15 protein-coding genes and 1 other annotated feature are annotated in these 17,819 nt (G+C 56.4%); all 15 genes read left to right on the forward strand.

Annotated features, from left to right (window positions below):
• The first annotated feature begins 113 nt into the window (after positions 1-113).
• The 15 genes from AC0IPL_RS21685 to AC0IPL_RS21755 all read left to right on the forward strand — a co-directional run bounded on the left by AC0IPL_RS21685 (position 114) and on the right by AC0IPL_RS21755 (position 17,780).
• Complete coding sequence (locus tag AC0IPL_RS21685) at positions 114-857, forward strand: Mu transposase C-terminal domain-containing protein (protein ID WP_474277291.1); 744 nt, start codon at positions 114-116, stop codon at positions 855-857.
• 2 nt (positions 858-859) lie between these two features.
• The gene (locus AC0IPL_RS21690) at positions 860-1,831 is read left to right on the forward strand and encodes a TniB family NTP-binding protein (protein WP_474277294.1); all 972 of its coding nucleotides are present in this window, start codon (positions 860-862) and stop codon (positions 1,829-1,831) included.
• Positions 1,831-3,654, forward strand: coding sequence for a TniQ family protein (locus AC0IPL_RS21695; protein ID WP_474277297.1), 1,824 nt, complete (start codon positions 1,831-1,833; stop codon positions 3,652-3,654). The genes AC0IPL_RS21690 and AC0IPL_RS21695 overlap by 1 nt, the downstream gene beginning before the upstream one ends.
• A 349-nt stretch (positions 3,655-4,003) precedes the next feature.
• Positions 4,004-5,281, forward strand: a complete 1,278-nt coding sequence (locus tag AC0IPL_RS21700) for a flavin-containing monooxygenase (RefSeq protein ID WP_474277300.1) — start codon at positions 4,004-4,006, stop codon at positions 5,279-5,281.
• A 57-nt stretch (positions 5,282-5,338) separates the two neighbouring features.
• Complete coding sequence (locus AC0IPL_RS21705; RefSeq protein WP_474277303.1) at positions 5,339-5,755, forward strand: RidA family protein; 417 nt, start codon at positions 5,339-5,341, stop codon at positions 5,753-5,755.
• A gap of 4 nt (positions 5,756-5,759) precedes the next feature.
• The gene (locus AC0IPL_RS21710; protein WP_474277329.1) at positions 5,760-6,434 is read left to right on the forward strand and encodes a DUF1028 domain-containing protein; all 675 of its coding nucleotides are present in this window, start codon (positions 5,760-5,762) and stop codon (positions 6,432-6,434) included.
• 15 nt (positions 6,435-6,449) lie between these two features.
• Positions 6,450-7,946, forward strand: a complete 1,497-nt coding sequence (locus tag AC0IPL_RS21715) for an aldehyde dehydrogenase (protein WP_474277306.1) — start codon at positions 6,450-6,452, stop codon at positions 7,944-7,946.
• Positions 7,947-7,975: 29 nt separating this feature from the next.
• The gene (locus AC0IPL_RS21720) at positions 7,976-8,902 is read left to right on the forward strand and encodes a LysR family transcriptional regulator (RefSeq protein WP_474277309.1); all 927 of its coding nucleotides are present in this window, start codon (positions 7,976-7,978) and stop codon (positions 8,900-8,902) included.
• Positions 8,903-9,012: 110 nt separating this feature from the next.
• Positions 9,013-11,082 (forward strand): oxidoreductase, encoded by a 2,070-nt coding sequence (locus AC0IPL_RS21725; protein ID WP_474277311.1) that lies wholly within the window; start codon positions 9,013-9,015, stop codon positions 11,080-11,082.
• 32 nt (positions 11,083-11,114) lie between these two features.
• Complete coding sequence (argE, locus tag AC0IPL_RS21730) at positions 11,115-12,266, forward strand: acetylornithine deacetylase (protein WP_474277314.1); 1,152 nt, start codon at positions 11,115-11,117, stop codon at positions 12,264-12,266.
• A 163-nt stretch (positions 12,267-12,429) separates the two neighbouring features.
• On the forward strand, positions 12,430-13,521 hold the full coding sequence (locus tag AC0IPL_RS21735; protein ID WP_474277317.1) for an ABC transporter ATP-binding protein: 1,092 nt from the start codon (positions 12,430-12,432) through the stop codon (positions 13,519-13,521).
• A complete protein-coding gene (locus AC0IPL_RS21740; RefSeq protein ID WP_474277320.1) occupies positions 13,521-14,450 on the forward strand; it encodes an ABC transporter permease in 930 nt (309 codons plus the stop codon). Before AC0IPL_RS21735 ends, AC0IPL_RS21740 begins: the two co-directional genes overlap by 1 nt.
• On the forward strand, positions 14,450-15,259 hold the full coding sequence (locus AC0IPL_RS21745; RefSeq protein WP_474277323.1) for an ABC transporter permease: 810 nt from the start codon (positions 14,450-14,452) through the stop codon (positions 15,257-15,259). Before AC0IPL_RS21740 ends, AC0IPL_RS21745 begins: the two co-directional genes overlap by 1 nt.
• Before the next feature lie 19 nt (positions 15,260-15,278).
• A complete protein-coding gene (locus tag AC0IPL_RS21750; protein WP_474277326.1) occupies positions 15,279-16,316 on the forward strand; it encodes an extracellular solute-binding protein in 1,038 nt (345 codons plus the stop codon).
• A gap of 235 nt (positions 16,317-16,551) precedes the next feature.
• Positions 16,552-17,780, forward strand: a protein-coding gene (locus AC0IPL_RS21755) for an IS3 family transposase (RefSeq protein ID WP_474274872.1) whose coding sequence is annotated in 2 segments (ribosomal slippage) — positions 16,552-16,840 and positions 16,840-17,780 — 1,230 coding nt in all. Because the reading frame shifts where the segments join, the coding sequence is not laid out codon by codon here.
• Positions 16,833-16,949 (forward strand) — a sequence feature (AL1L pseudoknot). (Overlaps the previous gene by 117 nt.)
• Positions 17,781-17,819: the final 39 nt, after the last annotated feature.

The following is a 17,819-nucleotide window of genomic DNA, read 5'->3' on the forward strand; positions in this document are numbered from 1 at the left end:
ACTTCAACTTGTCGCAGCTTCAGCACGATATCTTCGGGCTTCTCTCGCTTGCCGGCCATCTCGTCGTCCTCCTGAAAACGGGATAATTCTATCCCAAAAGGTGGACCACTTCAGTGGGGGCGTTCCAGCCGCTGGATTGCTGGAACCGGCTGGTAGAGAAATTCGGGGTCCAACCCCCGCCTGACCTTGGGCGTCGGCGCCTGATTTTCGGCCAAGAGCGGGAACGTACTGCAACCAAGCACGGGGTTACCATCCTGGGCATCCGCTACCACTCAGAGGTTCTGGCACGCTGCATGACCAAGTCGGAGGATCGCAAGGTCGCAATCCGGTGGTATCCTGAGGACATCGGCGCGATCTGGGTCGAATTGAATGGGCGGTGGTATGAGATACCTGCGGTCTTTGATCGATATCAGGGTGTTTCGGCACAGGAATGGATCAACGCCGCTGCGGAAATTCGAGCGCAGAACGCGCAGGCTGCCGAGGTCAACTTTGCTGTTGTGCGCCAAGCGCTCGACTACATCAAGGAAACCAATAGCGCCGCCATGACACGTGTCGGCCTCACCATGGAGGACTGGTCCGAAAAACGCGTGGAATACGAGGAAGACCGCCTGTTCATCGGTTTCACGACCTCCGAGACGGAGCCAAAGAGCCCCTATGATGAGGACCGAGGCAACTGGGGAACGAGCCTTCCGACGTCCGGATCAACAACTTCGGGAACCTCAGAACCCAATTGCCGGGATGACGTTGCGGAAACTTCTTCCGGCGACCCTCGTCCGATCCAATTTTCGGATTCTCAGACGGAGGATGATGCCGACGGGGCTGACAACAGCAGCGATTGGTCCATGGAGGATAAATAAACATGAACACGACAATCTCACCCAGTAACGCTAAACTCGCAGCCGTCGATCGGCTGCGGGAAAAGCATATCTCGACGCCGCGGGACGTTCAGTTCCGCAGCTATCTGGATCGGCTTTTACAACGCGATGAGCATGGCAACCTGATCGCAGCGCCGCGGCTCTACACCAAGGATGGCGATGCCCGTGGTATCGCCGTGGTGGAGCCCGCTGGCGGCGGGAAAACCTCTCTGGTCTACCACGGTCTCAAAAACCATCCTGCGCTTCAGCCGCGCGATGCGGTCCATCAACCTTGGGTCGGGGTTCGCGTGCCCAGCCCGGCGACAGCCAAAAGCCTCGCCATTGAGATCCTGAGCGCAAGCGGATATCCGGTTTCGCGTTCGAACTCCGTCACCGAAGATGACCTCATGCGTAAAGTTCGGCACCACTTCAAACTGCGGGGCACGGCGATCCTTTGGATCGACGAGGCGCATGATCTTTTTGGTGCCGGCAGCAGGTTCAAGATCGACGTGTTCCTGAAAACGGTCCGCAACCTGATGCAGGGCGACGGAGCTGTCAGTGTCGTGTTGAGTGGCATCGAGAGCCTCTGGCAGATAGCATCCTGTGATGCCCAGGTGACGCGCCGCTACTGGCGGATGCCGTTGGCAGATGTATCGCCGCATTCCGATCGCAAAGCGCTGGGTGGTGTCATCGCCAATTTTTGTACTGCTGCTGGCATGCGGCCGCCCTCTGAGGCGGACCTTGTGGACCGGTTGGTCCACGCCAGCCGCAACCGCTTCGGTCGCTGCATGGAGAACATCCTTGCGGCGCTCGAAGCGGCGGCACTGGATGATGCCGATGAATTGACCCTGCAACATTTTGCGGAGAGCTGGGGCATGCAAGAAGGCTGTGGCGTAGGCCAGAACGTCTTTCTGGCACGCCACTGGGCCAAGATCGATTTAAGTGAGGCCAAGTTCTCCGCCGGAGGAGCGTATTGATGCTCTTGCCCAATCTGCCATTCATTCTCGATGAAAGCCCGCTCTCATACGCAAGCCGATTGGCGAAGTTTCATATCGGAGATGAGGTCATCGCATTCCTAAAAGATATTGGGATCAAGTCGCAGGACATGGCCGCCAATAAAGAAGGCGCCATTGCACGGTTGGCTGAGATCTCCGGCGTTACGTTCGATGAACTGCACGCTAATGTCGCCATTCCGGTTGGGGAACGTCGCTACGATCTTCGCGGTGAGCTGGTCACCGCAGAGTTTTTGGCAAACCCTCATACCATATTTTGCGCGGCATGCCTTGCCGAGGATGACGAAGAGGCTGGGCGCCGCGGTCGCTGGCTATGGACCTTGTCAGTTGTTAGGACTTGCCCTCGTCATGAAATTTCGCTGACGCGCCGGGCCAAGCGCAAATGGACCGATCCGTTTCACGAGCTTGAGCGCCGTGTTCCCGAGCGTGGTGAACAACTTCAAGCTTTGGTTGCCGAAGCAAAGCGGCGCCCAGTCTCGCCGCTGCAGGAATATGCCGTCAACCGTCTTAATGGACAGGCTGGTCCCGAGTGGCTGGATGCGCAGTCACTGGAGCAGGCAGTCAGAGCGACAGAGCTTTTGGGGGTACTTCTCGAACTCGGACCTGAGCAGAAGTTGCCGGAGCTGACGGCGGATGACTGGGATCATGCTGGACATATCGGTTTTGGGTTCACGTCCCGCGGCGAGGAAGGGATCCAAGAGGCGCTGATGGCGCAAATTCGGAAATTTGACGCCACAACCGGCACCCCCGGGCCGCGCAAAATTTTCGGTCGCTTTTATGAAGCGCTGGCCTATTCTAAATCCGACAAGGATCCAGGAGATATCGCGCGCATTCTGCGCAAGATCATTACAGAGAACATTGCGCTACCCGCCGGGAAAGAGGTTTTGGGGGACAAGTTAACGGAGCGCCGCTTGCACACCGTGGCCTCGCTGGCGATAGAGCAGGATCTCGACTCTCGAACCCTGCGCGATGTGCTGGTTGCGGCAGAAATCATACCGCAAAATGCGCCGGCCCATTATCCTATCCCGGTTCATGAGGGGCGTGAGGTTGCCGGTCGCGTTAAGCGAACAGTTCATGTGGTCTCATTGCCCAAAGCGTTGGGTTGTGCACGCCCGCTGATCGATCAGCTTTTTGAAGAGCGGCTGATCACTCCCATCTGCTACGGGAGGCCGGGAACCAAGGGGCACACCCAGAAGGCCGTAGATTGCGAGGAGATTGCCATGCTGGTTGGCAAGCTGCACGCAAGAGCGGTCAAACTGGATGCCGAAACCGATGAGCTGGTCTCGATCTCGAAGGCCGCGGAGAAGGCCAAAGTGCCGGCCGTGACCGTGGTGCATATGGTTCTCGGGGGATTTCTTGGAAGCGTCTTTCACCTGGCTGGTCAGGACGGCGTAAGTGCACTCCGGGTCGATCCGGTAGAAGTTAAGCGGCATGCAAAAATCTGTACAGAGGGGCTCTCTCCAATGGCCGCCTTTGGTGCGCTTAAAATTCCGAAGGACGTTGGGTGGCGTTTGGTCGACCGCTTTCCCGAGGAGCTGAGCTTGGCCGTTGACTGGATCGCTGGACCGGATGATGCCCACCGCATCCCAAGGCTCAACCAGGAGGTCGTTGCCGATTTCAAGCGCAACTTCATTCATCCGGCGCGGTTCGCCGAGCAGCATGGTCTTCAGGTAAGAGAGATCGTCGGTCAGTTGAAGCGTCGAGGTATTCGGCCTGCTTTGACCAAAGCTGAGATTGGTGTGGACTTCTATCCAGCCAGCGTTCTCGCGCTGGATCTGTCTACTTAACATAATGGGGCTTACAGTATTCTAACCAGTGGAAACATCTTTCCAATACTAATGATGAGGCTATGCGTCTGGAGGTTTCTTGATGAGTTTCCCACACCAAAGGAGAAGGGAAAAAACTTCCCGATCTCTACGGGACCCCATAGTACTTCCGATAGCTTAGGCAAAGCCGAACCCACGGTGAGATATACGTTTGTTTCAAGTCAGCTGATTAAATGAAATCTTCAGGCAAACTGATGCGCAGGACCATTGAGTTTGTTTGAGGGGCGGTCACAGGGCTTCTTCGCCGGTGGGTGCCCCGCCAGCAAAACTGTTCTCTGCGTATGTCAGGCCATTTGGAGAGGATGCGGACATGCCGGTCGAAAAAATAAACACTCTTGTTGTAGGTGGTGGTCAGGCTGGCATCGCCATGAGCGAGCACCTGAGCAAAGCTGGCATTCCCCACCTTGTCCTTGAAAAGAACCGTATCGCTGAGCAGTGGCGCACGGGGCGTTGGGATAACCTTGTTGCCAATGGCCCTGCTTGGCACGATCGATTTCCGGGGATGGAATTCAAGGGCGTAGACCCTGACGGGTTTCCCGCTAAAGAGGCCGTTGCAGATTATTTGGTCGATTACGCCGATATGATCAACGCGCCGACACGCGCGGGCGTCGAGGTGACCAAAGCGGAACGCATTGCCGGGGCAGGCGGGTTTCGTGTCGAGACTTCGGCAGGGGTGATCGAGGCAGAGAATATTGTCTGTGCGACCGGCGCTTTCCAAAAACCGGTTATCCCGCCCGTCATTCCTCAAGATGTCGACGTGGTTCAGATGCATTCCTACGACTATCGCAACCCTGACCAACTGGCCGAGGGCGCGGTGATGGTCGTGGGGGCGGGCTCTTCTGGTGGGCAAATTGCGCGCGAGCTGATGGAAGCTGGTCGCAAGGTCTATTTGTCTGTGGGCCCGCATGACCGGCCACCACGGTCCTATCGTGGGCGCGACTTCTGCTGGTGGCTTGGGGTTCTGGGCCTGTGGGATGTGTCTGCCATGGCACCGGGAACTGAGCATGTGACGATTTCCGTGAGCGGAGCCAAGGGTGGCGAGACTGTCGATTTCCGAAAGCTCGCAGCAGGTGGCATGACCCTCGTGGGTCGGACCGAAAGCTTTGCGGATGGCATGGTGAAGTTTGCGCCTGATCTTGTTGAAAACGTCGCGAATGGGGACGCGAATTACCTCGGGATGCTGGATGCGGCGGACGCCTATATCGAACGCACCGGCATCGATCTGCCGCCCGAGCCAGAGGCGCGGGTTTTCATGGATGATCCTGATTGCATGACCAATCCGCTGGCAGAGCTGGATCTTGCCGCCGCCGGTGTCACGACAGTCATTTGGGCAACAGGGTTTGCGCGCGATTATAGTTGGCTCAAAGTTGATGCGTTCGACGAGCAGGGCGCGCCCAAGCACCAACGCGGTGTATCGGTCGAGCCGAATGTCTTTTTTCTGGGGCTGCCCTGGCAGTCGCGCCGTGGGTCGTCGTTTATCTGGGGGGTGTGGCATGACGCAAAGCACCTTGCGGATCATATTCATACCCAGCGTAAATATTTGGATTACCACAATACCACGATTGCAAAGCAATCCCAGACCGCATGACATCACAGGTGGCCGCCGCCACACCGAATTCACAGCAATAGATCGGACAGCACTCAAATGGCCCATACCCGCATCCGCAAATTCAACACATCCGATACCTATCCCGAACAGAACCTCGACAATGACCTGTGTCAGGCCGTGGTGACGCGGGGTGGCAGCACCGTCTATCTTCGCGGCCAGTGCCCGCAGAACCTTGATGATGCGAAGAACATCGAAAGCCATGATCCAGTCGAACAGACGCATAAAGTGATGCAAAACATCAAGCAGCTGATCGAAGAGGCGGGCGGACAGATGGAGCATCTGGTCAAGGTCGTGGTCTATATTACCGACGTGCGTTACCGCGAGGCCGTGTACCGCACGATGGGCGAATACATCAAAGGGGTGCATCCAGTTTCGACGGGGTTGGTGGTACAGGCCTTGGCGCGTCCTGATTGGCTGGTTGAAATCGACGGCACCGCCGTCATTCCGGATTAAGCGCATGACATTTTCATTGGTCGCCCGTTGTGCCGAAACTGGAATGTTCGGTTTGGCAATATCGTCGTCGTCGCCCGCTGTTGCGGCGCGTTGTTCGTTTGCGCGTGCCGGGGTTGGTACCGTTGCTTCCCAGAACGTGACGGACCCGTCATTGGGGCCAGCGACGCTGGATCTGATGCAGCGCGGCATGTCGGCGCGCGACGCTGTTGATGAAGTCATTCGCGTCAGCAACTTCACCGAATACCGGCAAGTGATTGCCATCGACAAAGATGGCTCCACAGCAATTCATTCCGGTCCCAATTCGCTGGGCATCTGGACGCAAGCCAGCGGCTTGGATGTGGCCTCAGGGGGCAATTTGCTGGCCAATGATACTGTCCCGCAGGCCATCGTTGACGGTTTTGTGGCGGCCAAGGGCCACATTGGCGATCGGTTGATCGCCGCGATGCGTGCGGGACTGGCAGCGGGGGGCGAAGCTGGGCCGATCCATTCCGCAGGCATGAAGATCGTCGATAAGGTCAGCTGGCCGGTTGCCGATTTGCGGTGTGATTGGACCGAGGAATGCCCCATCGAAAATATCGCGACGGCCTGGGAGGTCTATAAGCCCCAGCTCGACGCTTACATCCAGCGGGCGTTGGACCCGCGCGAAGCGCCGTCCTACGGCGTGCCCGGCGACGCATAGAAAGAAAGTTCAGACATGCTTGATCACACATTCGACGATTGGAAATCCCGTGCGGCGGCCCTGCAATTTCGTAATCAGGCATTCATTGACGGAAAGTTCGTTGATGCCGCGTCCGGCAAAACCTTTCAAAGCGTCAACCCCGCGACTGACGCCGTTTTGGCGGACGTTGCAGAATGTGATGCCGAAGATGTCGACCGTGCGGTAAAGGCAGCACGCAAGGCTTTTGAGGCGGGCAGCTGGTCACGGGCGGAGCCCGGGCATCGCAAGGCGGTTATGCTGAAATTGGCCGATTTGATCCGTGAAAATCTTGAGGAAATGGCGCTGCTCGACAGTTTGGACATGGGCAAGCTGATTACTGATGCCGTGACGGTCGACGCGCCGGGGTCGGCCAATTTTTTTCAGTGGTATGCCGAAGCCATCGACAAGATTTATGACGAAGTTGCCCCAACCGGCCCCGGTGATCTGGCCTTGGTGCGTCGTGTCCCGTTAGGCGTTGTGGGAGCGGTGACGCCCTGGAATTTCCCACTGGATATGGCTACATGGAAATCCGCAGCCGCACTTGCTGCTGGTAATTCTGTCATTTTGAAACCGGCGGAACAATCACCGCTTTCTGCGTTGCGGCTGGCAGAACTTGCGTCTGAGGCGGGACTGCCTGACGGGGTCCTGAATGTGCTGCCGGGATATGGCGCTACGGCAGGTAAGGCACTGGGATTGCATATGGATGTGGATTGCCTCGCCTTTACGGGCTCTACCGCGATCGGCAAGGTCTTCATGCAATATTCTGGTCAATCCAACCTGAAACAAGTCTGGCCCGAAACCGGCGGCAAAAGCCCAAATCTTGTGTTTGCCGATTGTGAAAACCTTGATGCAGCGGCTGACATGGCGGCTTTTGGGATATTCTTTAATCAAGGCGAAGTATGCTCGGCTAATTCGAGACTATATGTTGAACGATCTATCAAGGATGAGTTTGTTGAGAAACTGATCGCGCGTGCACAGGGGATGCAGCCGGGGGATCCGCTTGATCCGTCTTCAAAGATGGGGGCGATCGTCGACAAGGCGCAGACCGAAGGCATCATGCGCTTTGTCGAAGAGGGCAAGAAGACGGCCAATCTGGTAACCGGCGGTCAGCAGGTGGCGGTGAATGGAAAAGGGTCGTTCGTGCAGCCAACGATCTTTGATGACGTGTCGCATGACGATCCCTTGGCGCGTGACGAGATATTTGGCCCGGTCTTGTCGGTCATCCCATTCGAAGATGAGGCGGACGCGGTGCGCATGGCAAATGACAGCATTTACGGCCTGGCAGCGTCGGTGTGGACGGACAACCTAAGCAGGGCCTTGCGGGTGTCGGACGGTTTAATGGCGGGCACCGTGTCGGTTAACACGGTCGACGCATTGTCGGCAATGACGCCCTTTGGCGGTATGAAACAGTCGGGTTTCGGTCGCGATTTGTCGTTGCATTCACTGGACAAATACAGCGCACTCAAGACAACATGGATAAAGTATCAAACCTGATTTAGGCCACAGCGGAAGGGAAAGCTGACATGCCGCTGCGGTTCACATTGCGACAACTTGAGTATTTTGTTGCCGTTGGCGAGTTGGGATCGATTGCGCAAGCCGCTGAACAAGTGAACGTATCGTCGCCGTCGATCTCCGCAGCGATCACCCAGCTGGAAAAAGAATTCGGCCTCCCCCTGTTTGTGCGTCAGCACGCGCAGGGACTGTCGTTGACGCAGGCGGGCCGGCGTATGATGGAACAGGCAACGCATATCTTGCAGGAATCGGATTTGCTTGTTGATTTGGCAGGCGACATTTCGGGAACCGTGCGTGGTCCCTTGAACATCGGGTGTTTGGTGACCTTTGCACAGGTTGTATTGCCGTCGGTCAGGCGCAGTTTCGAGCTTGAGTTTTCAGAGGTGCGGGTGCGGCAGGTCGAACTGAACCAAGCCGAGATATTCAGTGCATTGCGCCGTGCAGAGATTGATGTGGCTCTGACCTATGACCTCGATTTGCCAGCGGATTTGGTGTTCGAAGGGCTGCTCGAATTGCCCCCTTACGTCATGGTTGCGCCGGATCATCCCTTGGCCGAGAACAGGTCGGTTTCCCCGGTCGAGCTGGTTCAGCACCCCATGGTTCTTCTGGATTTGCCGTTCAGCTCTGAATACTTTCTGTCGTTCTTTGCGGGCCTTGGTATCAAGCCGCAGATCGCGGAGCGCACCAAAGATATGGCCGTGATGCGCAGCCTTGTAGCGAATGGGTTCGGCTATTCCATCGCGAATATTCGCCCGTTGAATGATCTGTCGCCAGATGGAAAACCGTTGCGGTTTATTCCTTTGCAACAGCCCGCGCGGCCCATGCGGATGGGTCTTTTGATGCCCACGGACGCAGAGCGCGCAAATGTGATCCGCGCCTTTGTCAAGCATTGCAAAGATCAACGCAGTGCTGGCACCATTCCCCATCTGGCCGTTTAGGGAATATGCCCACGGCTTAGCCTTTCCCTAAGCTGCGATTTTGCAAGCATGTCTTTCGGGTTCTTGCGGGTACGCTATCTTGATCCCAACCAGCATCTGAGGAGGCGAAATTGCGCGATCCACGTTACGATATCTTGTTTGAACCAATGGCCATCGGCCCGGTGACCGCCAAGAACCGATTTTATCAGGTTCCCCATTGTAACGGCGGTGGATATCGCGATCCTTCGGCGGCGGCAGAAATGCGCGGCGTCAAAGCTGAAGGTGGTTGGGGCGTGATCTTTACCGAGCAGTGCGAGATGCACCACACATCTGAAATCACACCGTTTATCGAGTTGCGCCTGTGGGAAGACAAAGACATTCCCATGCTGCGCAAAATGTCCGAGCGGATGAAAACGCATGGCGGTTTGGCAGGAATCCAATTGGCCTATTCGGGCATCAACGGGCCGAACCTCTATTCCAAAGAGGTGCCTCTGGCCCCGTCTGCAATGCCGATCCGGACCTTTACCAATGATCCCGTTCAGGCGCGTGCGCTTGATAAAAGCGACATCAAGGATTTGCGCCGTTGGTTCGTAAATGCGGCGAAGCGATCCAAGGATGCGGGGTTTGACCTGATCTGCCTATACGGTGCGCATGGCTTCGGGATTTTCCAGCACTTCCTGAGCCGCGCCACCAATCAGCGCAGCGATGAATACGGCGGGAGCTTGGAAAACCGCGCGCGGTTCGTGAATGAGGTCATCGGTGACATCAAGGACGCTGTTGGTGATACGATGGGGATCACCCTGCGGGTCAGCCTTGATGAAACCATTGGCGATCTTGGCTTTTCCAATGCCGAAGTGCGCGACTTTATCGAGATGAACAAAGACCTGCCTGATCTGTGGGACTTGGCCCATGGTACCTGGGAGGATTGCTCAGGCCCGTCGCGGTTCAAGGAAGAAGGCGCGCAAGAGCAATTGGTGCGCGGCATTCACGAATTGACGGACAAGCCGATTGTGGGGGTCGGGCGCTTCACCAGCCCCGACGTCATGGCCAAGATGGTCAAAACCGGCACGCTTGATTTCATCGGCTGCGCGCGTCCTTCTATTGCCGACCCGTTCCTGCCCAAAAAGGTCGAAGAAGGCCGCATCGAAGACATCCGCGAGTGTATCGGTTGCAACATGTGCATCACGGGCGACATGACCATGTCGATCAGCCGCTGCACGCAAAATCCGACCTTCATGGAAGAGTGGCGCAAAGGCTGGCACCCCGAAAAGATGAACACCAAGGGCGATAGCAACAACGTATTGGTCGTTGGATCCGGGCCTGCTGGGCTTGAGGCCGCATGGGCGCTGTGTCGCCGTGGTTATGATGTTGCCGTGGCCGAGGCCAAGACCGAAATTGGCGGCCGCGTCGTGCGCGAAGCCAAGTTGCCGGGCCTGTCGGCATGGGGTCGTGTGGTGGATTACAGGCAGTATCAGCTCTCGCAGCGCGCCAATGTCGATATCTATCTTGAAAGCGAGCTGGACACCGACAGCATACTGGAATTCGGCTTTGAAAACGTTTGTATCGCAACGGGTGCGAAATGGCGCGCCGATGGCGTTGCGCGGCAACACGTTGTGCCGATGCCCATCGCAGCGGGGGCCAAAATCTATACACCGGACGATCTGATGGATGGCACGATCCCCCAAGGCAAAGTCATCGTGTTTGATGATGACCACTATTACATGGGCGGCGTTCTGGCCGAGCTTTTGGCAAAAAATGGCGCGGATGTTACTTTGATCACACCTTCTGCTTATGTGTCGGATTGGACCAACAACACCCTCGAACAGATCGCCATTCATCCACGTCTGGTGGATGCTGGTGTGGAAATCGTGTTGAACCGGGGGATCACCGAAATTCATGCAGGCCACGTGGTCAGCAACTGCGTCTACACAGATCGCACCCAGCAGTTTGAATGTGATGCAGTTGTTATGGTCGCCTCGCGCAAAGAGGAAAACGCCATTTTCGATGGCCTGAAGGCCCGCGAGGCCGAATGGGCGGATGCCGGCATTAAATCGGTCGAGATCATCGGCGACGCAAACGCGCCCGGTCCCATTGCGTGGGCAACCTACGCGGGCCACCGCTATGCGCGTGAACTGGACGGCGACGACATTGGCGATGCTTTACCGTTCCGCCGTGAAATCACGGAGCTGGCGCTGGATTGAGCCATTGAACCCATAGGGGCACAGGTCAGGGCATGACACAGACTTTGGACATTCTTGAGCGCTTAATTGGCTTTGATACGGTCAGCGCAAACTCGAACCTTGCGCTGATTGACTATGTTCAGTCTTTTTTGGCAGATCGCGGGTTTCAGGTGCATCGTGTGCCTGACGCCAGCGGCCAAAAGGCGGGGCTTTTTGCGGTGCTTGGTCCGGTTGGTAAGGGTGTGATGTTGTCGGCGCATTCTGATGTTGTTCCGGTCACGGGGCAGGACTGGAAGCGCGATCCCTTTCGGCTGAATGTAAACAACGGTCGTGCCTACGGGCGCGGCACCACGGATATGAAAGGCTACCTTGCCAGCATGTTGGCGCTGGCCGATCGTGCCTCGCGCACAACGCTGGTTGAGCCGCTCAAGATTGCGTTGTCTTATGACGAAGAGATTGGCTGCGTCGGAATCCAGAATATGATCGGGGATTTGGAGCGTACAATCGGCGCGCCACGTGCGTGTTTTGTGGGCGAGCCGACTGAAATGCAGGTCGCCGTTGGCCACAAGGGTAAGGCGGCATTGCGTGCCGTTTTCCACGGGCAAGGCGGCCATTCCGCGCTGGCTCCCAAGTTCCTGAATGCGTTGCATATTGCGGGTGATTTTCTTGCTGAACTGCGCAAGATCCAAGATACGCTGGCGATGGTCGGCGCGCGGGACGATGCCTATGACATACCTTATTCTACGGTTCATGTCGGCCAGCTTTCAGGTGGGTCCGCACTGAATATCGTGCCCGACAGCGCCGAAATGATCTTTGAATACAGGCATTTACCCGCTGATTTTCCGAAGGATATTCTTGAACGCATACAGCACGGCGCATCCAATGCGCTGGCACCGTTCCAGCGGCATTTTCCAGATGCCGCGATCGAGATTGACCCCTACAACGCCTATCCCGGTCTGGACGTCCCACCAGGTGCCGAAGTCGTCGCGTTTGCGCAACGCTTGGCGCAAACCAATGGCACGACCAAAGTGGCCTTTGGCACCGAGGCCGGGTTCTTTGACGCATTGGGCATCCCGACTGTTGTTTGCGGGCCAGGTTCAATGGAAGGGCAGGGGCATAAACCGGACGAATTCGTAACGCTGGATCAACTTGCACTGTGTGACCAGATGATGGAACGGCTGCTTGGGCAGTTGACTGGCGCATAGGGCGGCTGAAACCAGTTTTCAAATTGATGAGACTTTGGTCTTGCCAGCCTGAATTATTTGCCAGCCTTAGACTGAGGCTAAGCAACGCTAAGAGACACAGTTCTTAGAGAATTCAGCACTCATTCGTATGCTTTCCTTAATCAAGCTCTATGGGGAAGTGGCCATGTCCGAAAGCAGGGAAATCGCGATAGATGTGCGTTCCGCCGTAAAGCGATACGGGGATTTCACGGCGCTGAAGACGATCTCATTGTCGATCTACGACAACGAGTTTTTTACGCTTCTTGGGCCTTCTGGCTGCGGTAAAACGACATTGCTGCGCATGATCGCCGGTTTTGAGGACGTCACCGAAGGCGCGATATTCCTATACGGTGATCCGATTGCGGACCTGCCGCCCAACAAGCGCCCCGTGAACACGGTCTTTCAGAATTATGCGCTGTTTCCGCAGATGACGATCCTCGACAACGTGGCTTTTGGACTCGAAATGCGGGGACAATCAAAATCCCAAGCGCGCAAAGCGGCCGGTGAAATGCTTGAACTGGTTCAGCTCTCTCAATTTGCGGCGCGCAAGCCATCGCAACTATCCGGCGGTCAACAACAGCGGGTCGCATTGGCGCGGGCCTTAGCCCCCAAGCCCAAAGTTTTACTGCTGGATGAGCCGCTCTCTGCGCTTGATCTGAAGCTGCGCAAGGCCATGCAACTTGAGCTGAAGCACCTTCAACGGGAAACTGGAATTACCTTTATCTTTGTCACGCATGACCAAGAAGAAGCGCTTACCATGTCTGATCGCATAGCGGTCATGTCCGCGGGTGAGTTGCAGCAACTGGGCGAAGCCCGCGACATCTATGAGCGGCCCCGCAACATGTTTGTTGCCGATTTCATCGGAGAGACGAACCTGCTTGAGGTGTCCGTTGATGCGATCAACGCGGGCCGCGCGACCTGCCACCTCGGTGGTGGTCATGAGCTAAGCTGCAACTCGGTAGAGGGTGTCAACGTCGGGGCCAAGGTCCATATGTCCGTCCGCCCTGAGCGCCTATTCACGTCAGAGGGCCCGACCGATTCCGAGGGCCTAAAAGGCACCGTGCGCGAGAATATTTTCGTGGGCACGGATATTTCGACCCTGATTGATTTGGATGACGGTCCGAAATTTATCGTGCGAACCTCGAATTCCGACCGTGGTAACAAACGTATTTTTGAGCCTGGCAACGAAGTCTACGTCAACATGGAGATGGAGGCAGCCCGCCTCCTGGTTGACTGATGGCGGGCGGAGCAGCAAGCGGCGGCAGCGCATCCACAGACACCTACAAAGAGGCCCGCAACTGGTTGTTGCTGCCTGCGTGGGTGTATCTGGGGGTTTTCGTCTTGATTCCCGTCATCATGATGTTGGTCTATTCCTTTCTGACCAAGGAATTCCGCGGCGGGGTGGTTTGGGAATTTAGTACCGCAGCTTACGATCAGTTCTTCTTTGATCGCGGTCTGTTCGGCGATGAACCAGCCAAGATCGAGTGGACATACATTACAATATTCTGGCGGTCGATCTGGCAGGCCGCGGCGGCGACTTTGCTGGCTTTGGCGATCGGGTTTCCAACCGCTTATTTCATTGCAACACGCCCTGAACGCGCCCGGCCCATGTGGGTCTTTTTGATTACGATCCCTTATTGGGTCAACCTCTTGATCCGCACGGTTTCCATGAAATTTATGCTGCGTGACTCTGGCCCGTTAAATGATTTCTTGATCGCGACGGGCCTTATCAATGATCCGATTTCCATCATCAATACCAACTTTGCGGTTCAACTGGGGCTATTCTATTCCTACCTGCCATTCATGGTACTGCCGATCTACGCCAGCGTTGAGCGCTACAACTTCAGCCTGAGCGAAGCGGCAGCAGACCTTTATGCCTCAAAATGGGTCACACTTAGGCGCATCCTACTACCAGCAGTCAAACCCGGCGTCATTGCGGGCTGCATCTTAGTATTTGTTCCATCAATGGGATCGTTTCTGGCCCCCGACCTGTTGGGCGGCGCCAAGAATTTCATGATCGGGTCTCTGATCGAAGAGCAATTCAAAGGCAATGCTGGTAACTGGCCTTTCGGCGCTGCCGCGTCGATGGTTCTGCTATCGATGGTCCTGATCATCCTGATGATTTTTGCGCGCCAACAAGCCAAGGCCGAGAAGGAGGTCAGCTGATGCGCCGTTCAAAATATGACATCAAAAGCCTTCCCGGTTTCTTTGGGATCACCATCCTGTGCCTTTTCATCCTCTACGCGCCGCTGGCGGTGGTGACTGTCTACTCGCTGAACGACAGCAACTCGATCACCAACTGGGAAGGTGTCAGCCTTCGCTGGTACGTGGATGTGTTCGCCGGACCCGAAAGCCAAAAGTTCAAAATCGCGGCGTGGAATTCTTTTACCATCGCCATCATCGCGGCCACGGTTGCCACGACGATTGCAACTCTGGCCGCGACGGCGATGGTCAGGGGCGGCAAGTTCAAGCTGCGCACAGTTTCGTTCGGCCTGATCAGCCTGCCGCTGATGGTGCCCGAAATTGTGCTGGCCGTTGCGACGCTGATCTTCTTCAATTCTGTCGGTTTCACGCGCGGATATGCGACAATTCTGATCGCGCATATCGCGTTTTGTATCCCCTTTGCCTACCTGCCGATTTCTGCGCGGATGCAGGGCATCGACGATAGCTATGAACAGGCCGCGCAAGACCTTTATGCGACCAAACGGCAGGCCTTTACCCGCATCCTGCTGCCGATGATGATACCGGGCATAATCTCCGGATATCTGCTCGCTTTTATCGTGTCATTGGATGACTTCATCATCACCAATTTCGTCAAAGGCGCAGGGGTTGAAACCCTACCGACCGCGATCTTCGGCTCGGTGAAGCAGGGCATAAAACCCAACATCATGGCAATTTCCACGATGTTGCTTGGCGTCTCGGTCATTCTCGTAACGATCTCGTACTTCGTAAGCAAAACCGACAACAAAAAATAATCAACAGATGGAGAGAACAATGAAAAACCTGCTGAAATCCAGCGTCGCGGCACTTGCACTTGTCACGGTAGCATCTGCCGCTGCCGCCGATGGAAAAGTGGTCGTGTATCATTGGTTTGAATATATGCCGCAGGAATTGGTCGACAAGTTCACGGCCGACACAGGCATCGAAGTTGTCATGGACACCTACGATTCCAATGAGGCAATGCTGGCTTCGTTGAAGGCGGGTGGCGTGGGCACCTATGATGTCGCGGTTCCTGGCGATTACATGGTCAAGATCATGGCGAGCGCCGGAATGCTGGACACAATCGCCGAGGGCGAATTGGCCAACAAGGGCAACATTTCAGCGGAATGGGCTGACCCCAGCTTTGACCCTGCTCGCCAGCATTCGATCCCCTACCAGTGGGGCTCTACCAGCTTTGCGGTGAACCGCGATGTATTTGCAGGCGACATCAACAACACCGACATTTTGTTTAACCCGCCAGCCGAATTGCAGGGCAAGATCAACGTGCTTGATAGTCAGGGCGAGGTCATGGCGATGGCGGCACTGCATATGGGTATCCCACAGTGCACGACGGACCGCGACGAACTCAAGGCTTTGAATGCGATGTTGCTGAGCGCCAAGGAAAGCTGGGTGTCGTTCAACTCGGACACAGCAAAAGAGGTTCTGGTGTCCGGCGATGCGGCGGCTGGCATGATCTATGATGGGTTCAGCGCCAAAGCCCGCGCAGAGGGTGCGAATATTGAATATGCATTCCCGACACAGGGTTACATCGCGTGGATGGACAATGTCGTCTTGTTGAAAGACGCACCAAACCGGGAAAACGCATTGAAGTTCATGGATTTCCTGCTGGTCCCTGAAAACGCCGCGCAGCTGACCAATTGGACCCAATATGCGTCAGGTGTGCAAGGAGTTGCCCCGCTCTTGGACGAAGCGTTGCGTACCTTGCCCGAAGCGAACCCGCAGGACGGTGCAGGTCAAGCAGTGTTCATTGAGGCCTGTGATGAAGAGGTTCAGGCGGTCTATGATACAATCTGGACCAACTTGAAAAAATAAGTACATGACGGCTTGGCGCGCTCATGCCGCCATGCCGTTGTCCTGTTCACATGCAGCGCGTCTGTGAGAACATTGCCTTGTCACAACGGTCGCCCTTTGGCACCGAGCTTCTTGGTTATTATCTGGCGCAATTCTTTGAAGTATCGGGGTTTCCAGACCAAGAAACGCTCAAAAGCGGTTGTGAACCGCACCGGGTTTGCCGGAGGCTTCAACTCCTGAGTAGGATGAAGCCACAATGAGCAAGACAACAAACAAGTATTCTTCTGAGGTTCGCGAGCGTGCGGTGCGCCTGGTGCTGGACAACCAGGGCCAGCACAGTTCCCGCTGGCAGGCGATCATGTCGATCTCCGCGAAGATCGGCTGTTCGGCGCACACTCTGAATGAGTGGGTGAAGAAGGCAGAGGTCGACAGCGGCAAGCGGGCGGGCGTTCCAACCGATGTGGCCGACAAACTGAAGGCGCTGGAGCGGGAGAACCGCGAGCTGCGCCAGGCGAACGAGATCCTCCGCAAGGCATCAGCGTATTTTGCGATGGCGGAGCTCGACCGCCGGTCGAAGTGATGGTGTCATTTATCGACATGCATCGCGCGGAGTATGGGGTCGAGCCGATCTGCACTGTCCTGCCGATTGCCCCTTCCACGTATTACGACCACCTGGCGAAGCGGGCTGATCCGGCCCGGTGGTCGGACCGTGCCCGGCGTGACGCGGCATTGCGGCCCGAGATCCGGCGGGTTTTCGAAGAGAACTGGCGAGTCTATGGCGTGCGGAAGGTCTGGCGGCAATTGCAACGGGAAGGTTTCGACGTCGCCCGCTGCACGGTCGCCCGGCTGATGAGGAGCATGGGTATTCAAGGTATCATCCGGGGCAAGCCGCACAAGACGACTGTGCCCGACAAGAAGGCCCCATGCCCGCTGGATAAAGTGAACCGGCAATTCCGGGTGCCTGCTCCAAATATGCTCCGGGTGAGCGATTTCACCTATGTCGCCACCTGGAAGGGGTTCACCTATGTCGCCTTCGTTGTCGATGCCTATGCCCGCAAGATCGTTGGTTGGCGTGTCAGCACCTCGGCGCATGCCGGGTTCGTTCTCGATGCGCTGGAGCAGGCTGTTCACGAGCGGCGGCCGACAAAGGCGATGGGGCTTGTTCACCACTCCGACCGCGGCAGCCAATACCTGTCGATCAAGTACACAGAGCGGTTGGGAGAAGCTGGTATCGAGCCCTCTGTCGGCAGCGTTGGGGACAGCTATGACAACGCGCTGGCCGAAACGATCAACGGTCTCTTCAAGGCCGAGGTCATTCACCGCCGCGGTCCTTGGCGAAACTTCGAAGCGGTGGAATACGCAACACTCGAATGGGTGGACTGGTTCAACAACCGCCGTCTGCTCGAGCCTATCGGGAACATTCCGCCGGCAGAAGCAGAGGCCAATTTCTACGCCGCTCTGGAAACTGAGGCACGAGCCGCGTAACTAACTGAAATCAGCCTCCGGCAAACCCGGCGCGGTTCA

The sequence above is a fragment of the Leisingera sp. SA32 genome (assembly GCF_056033425.1).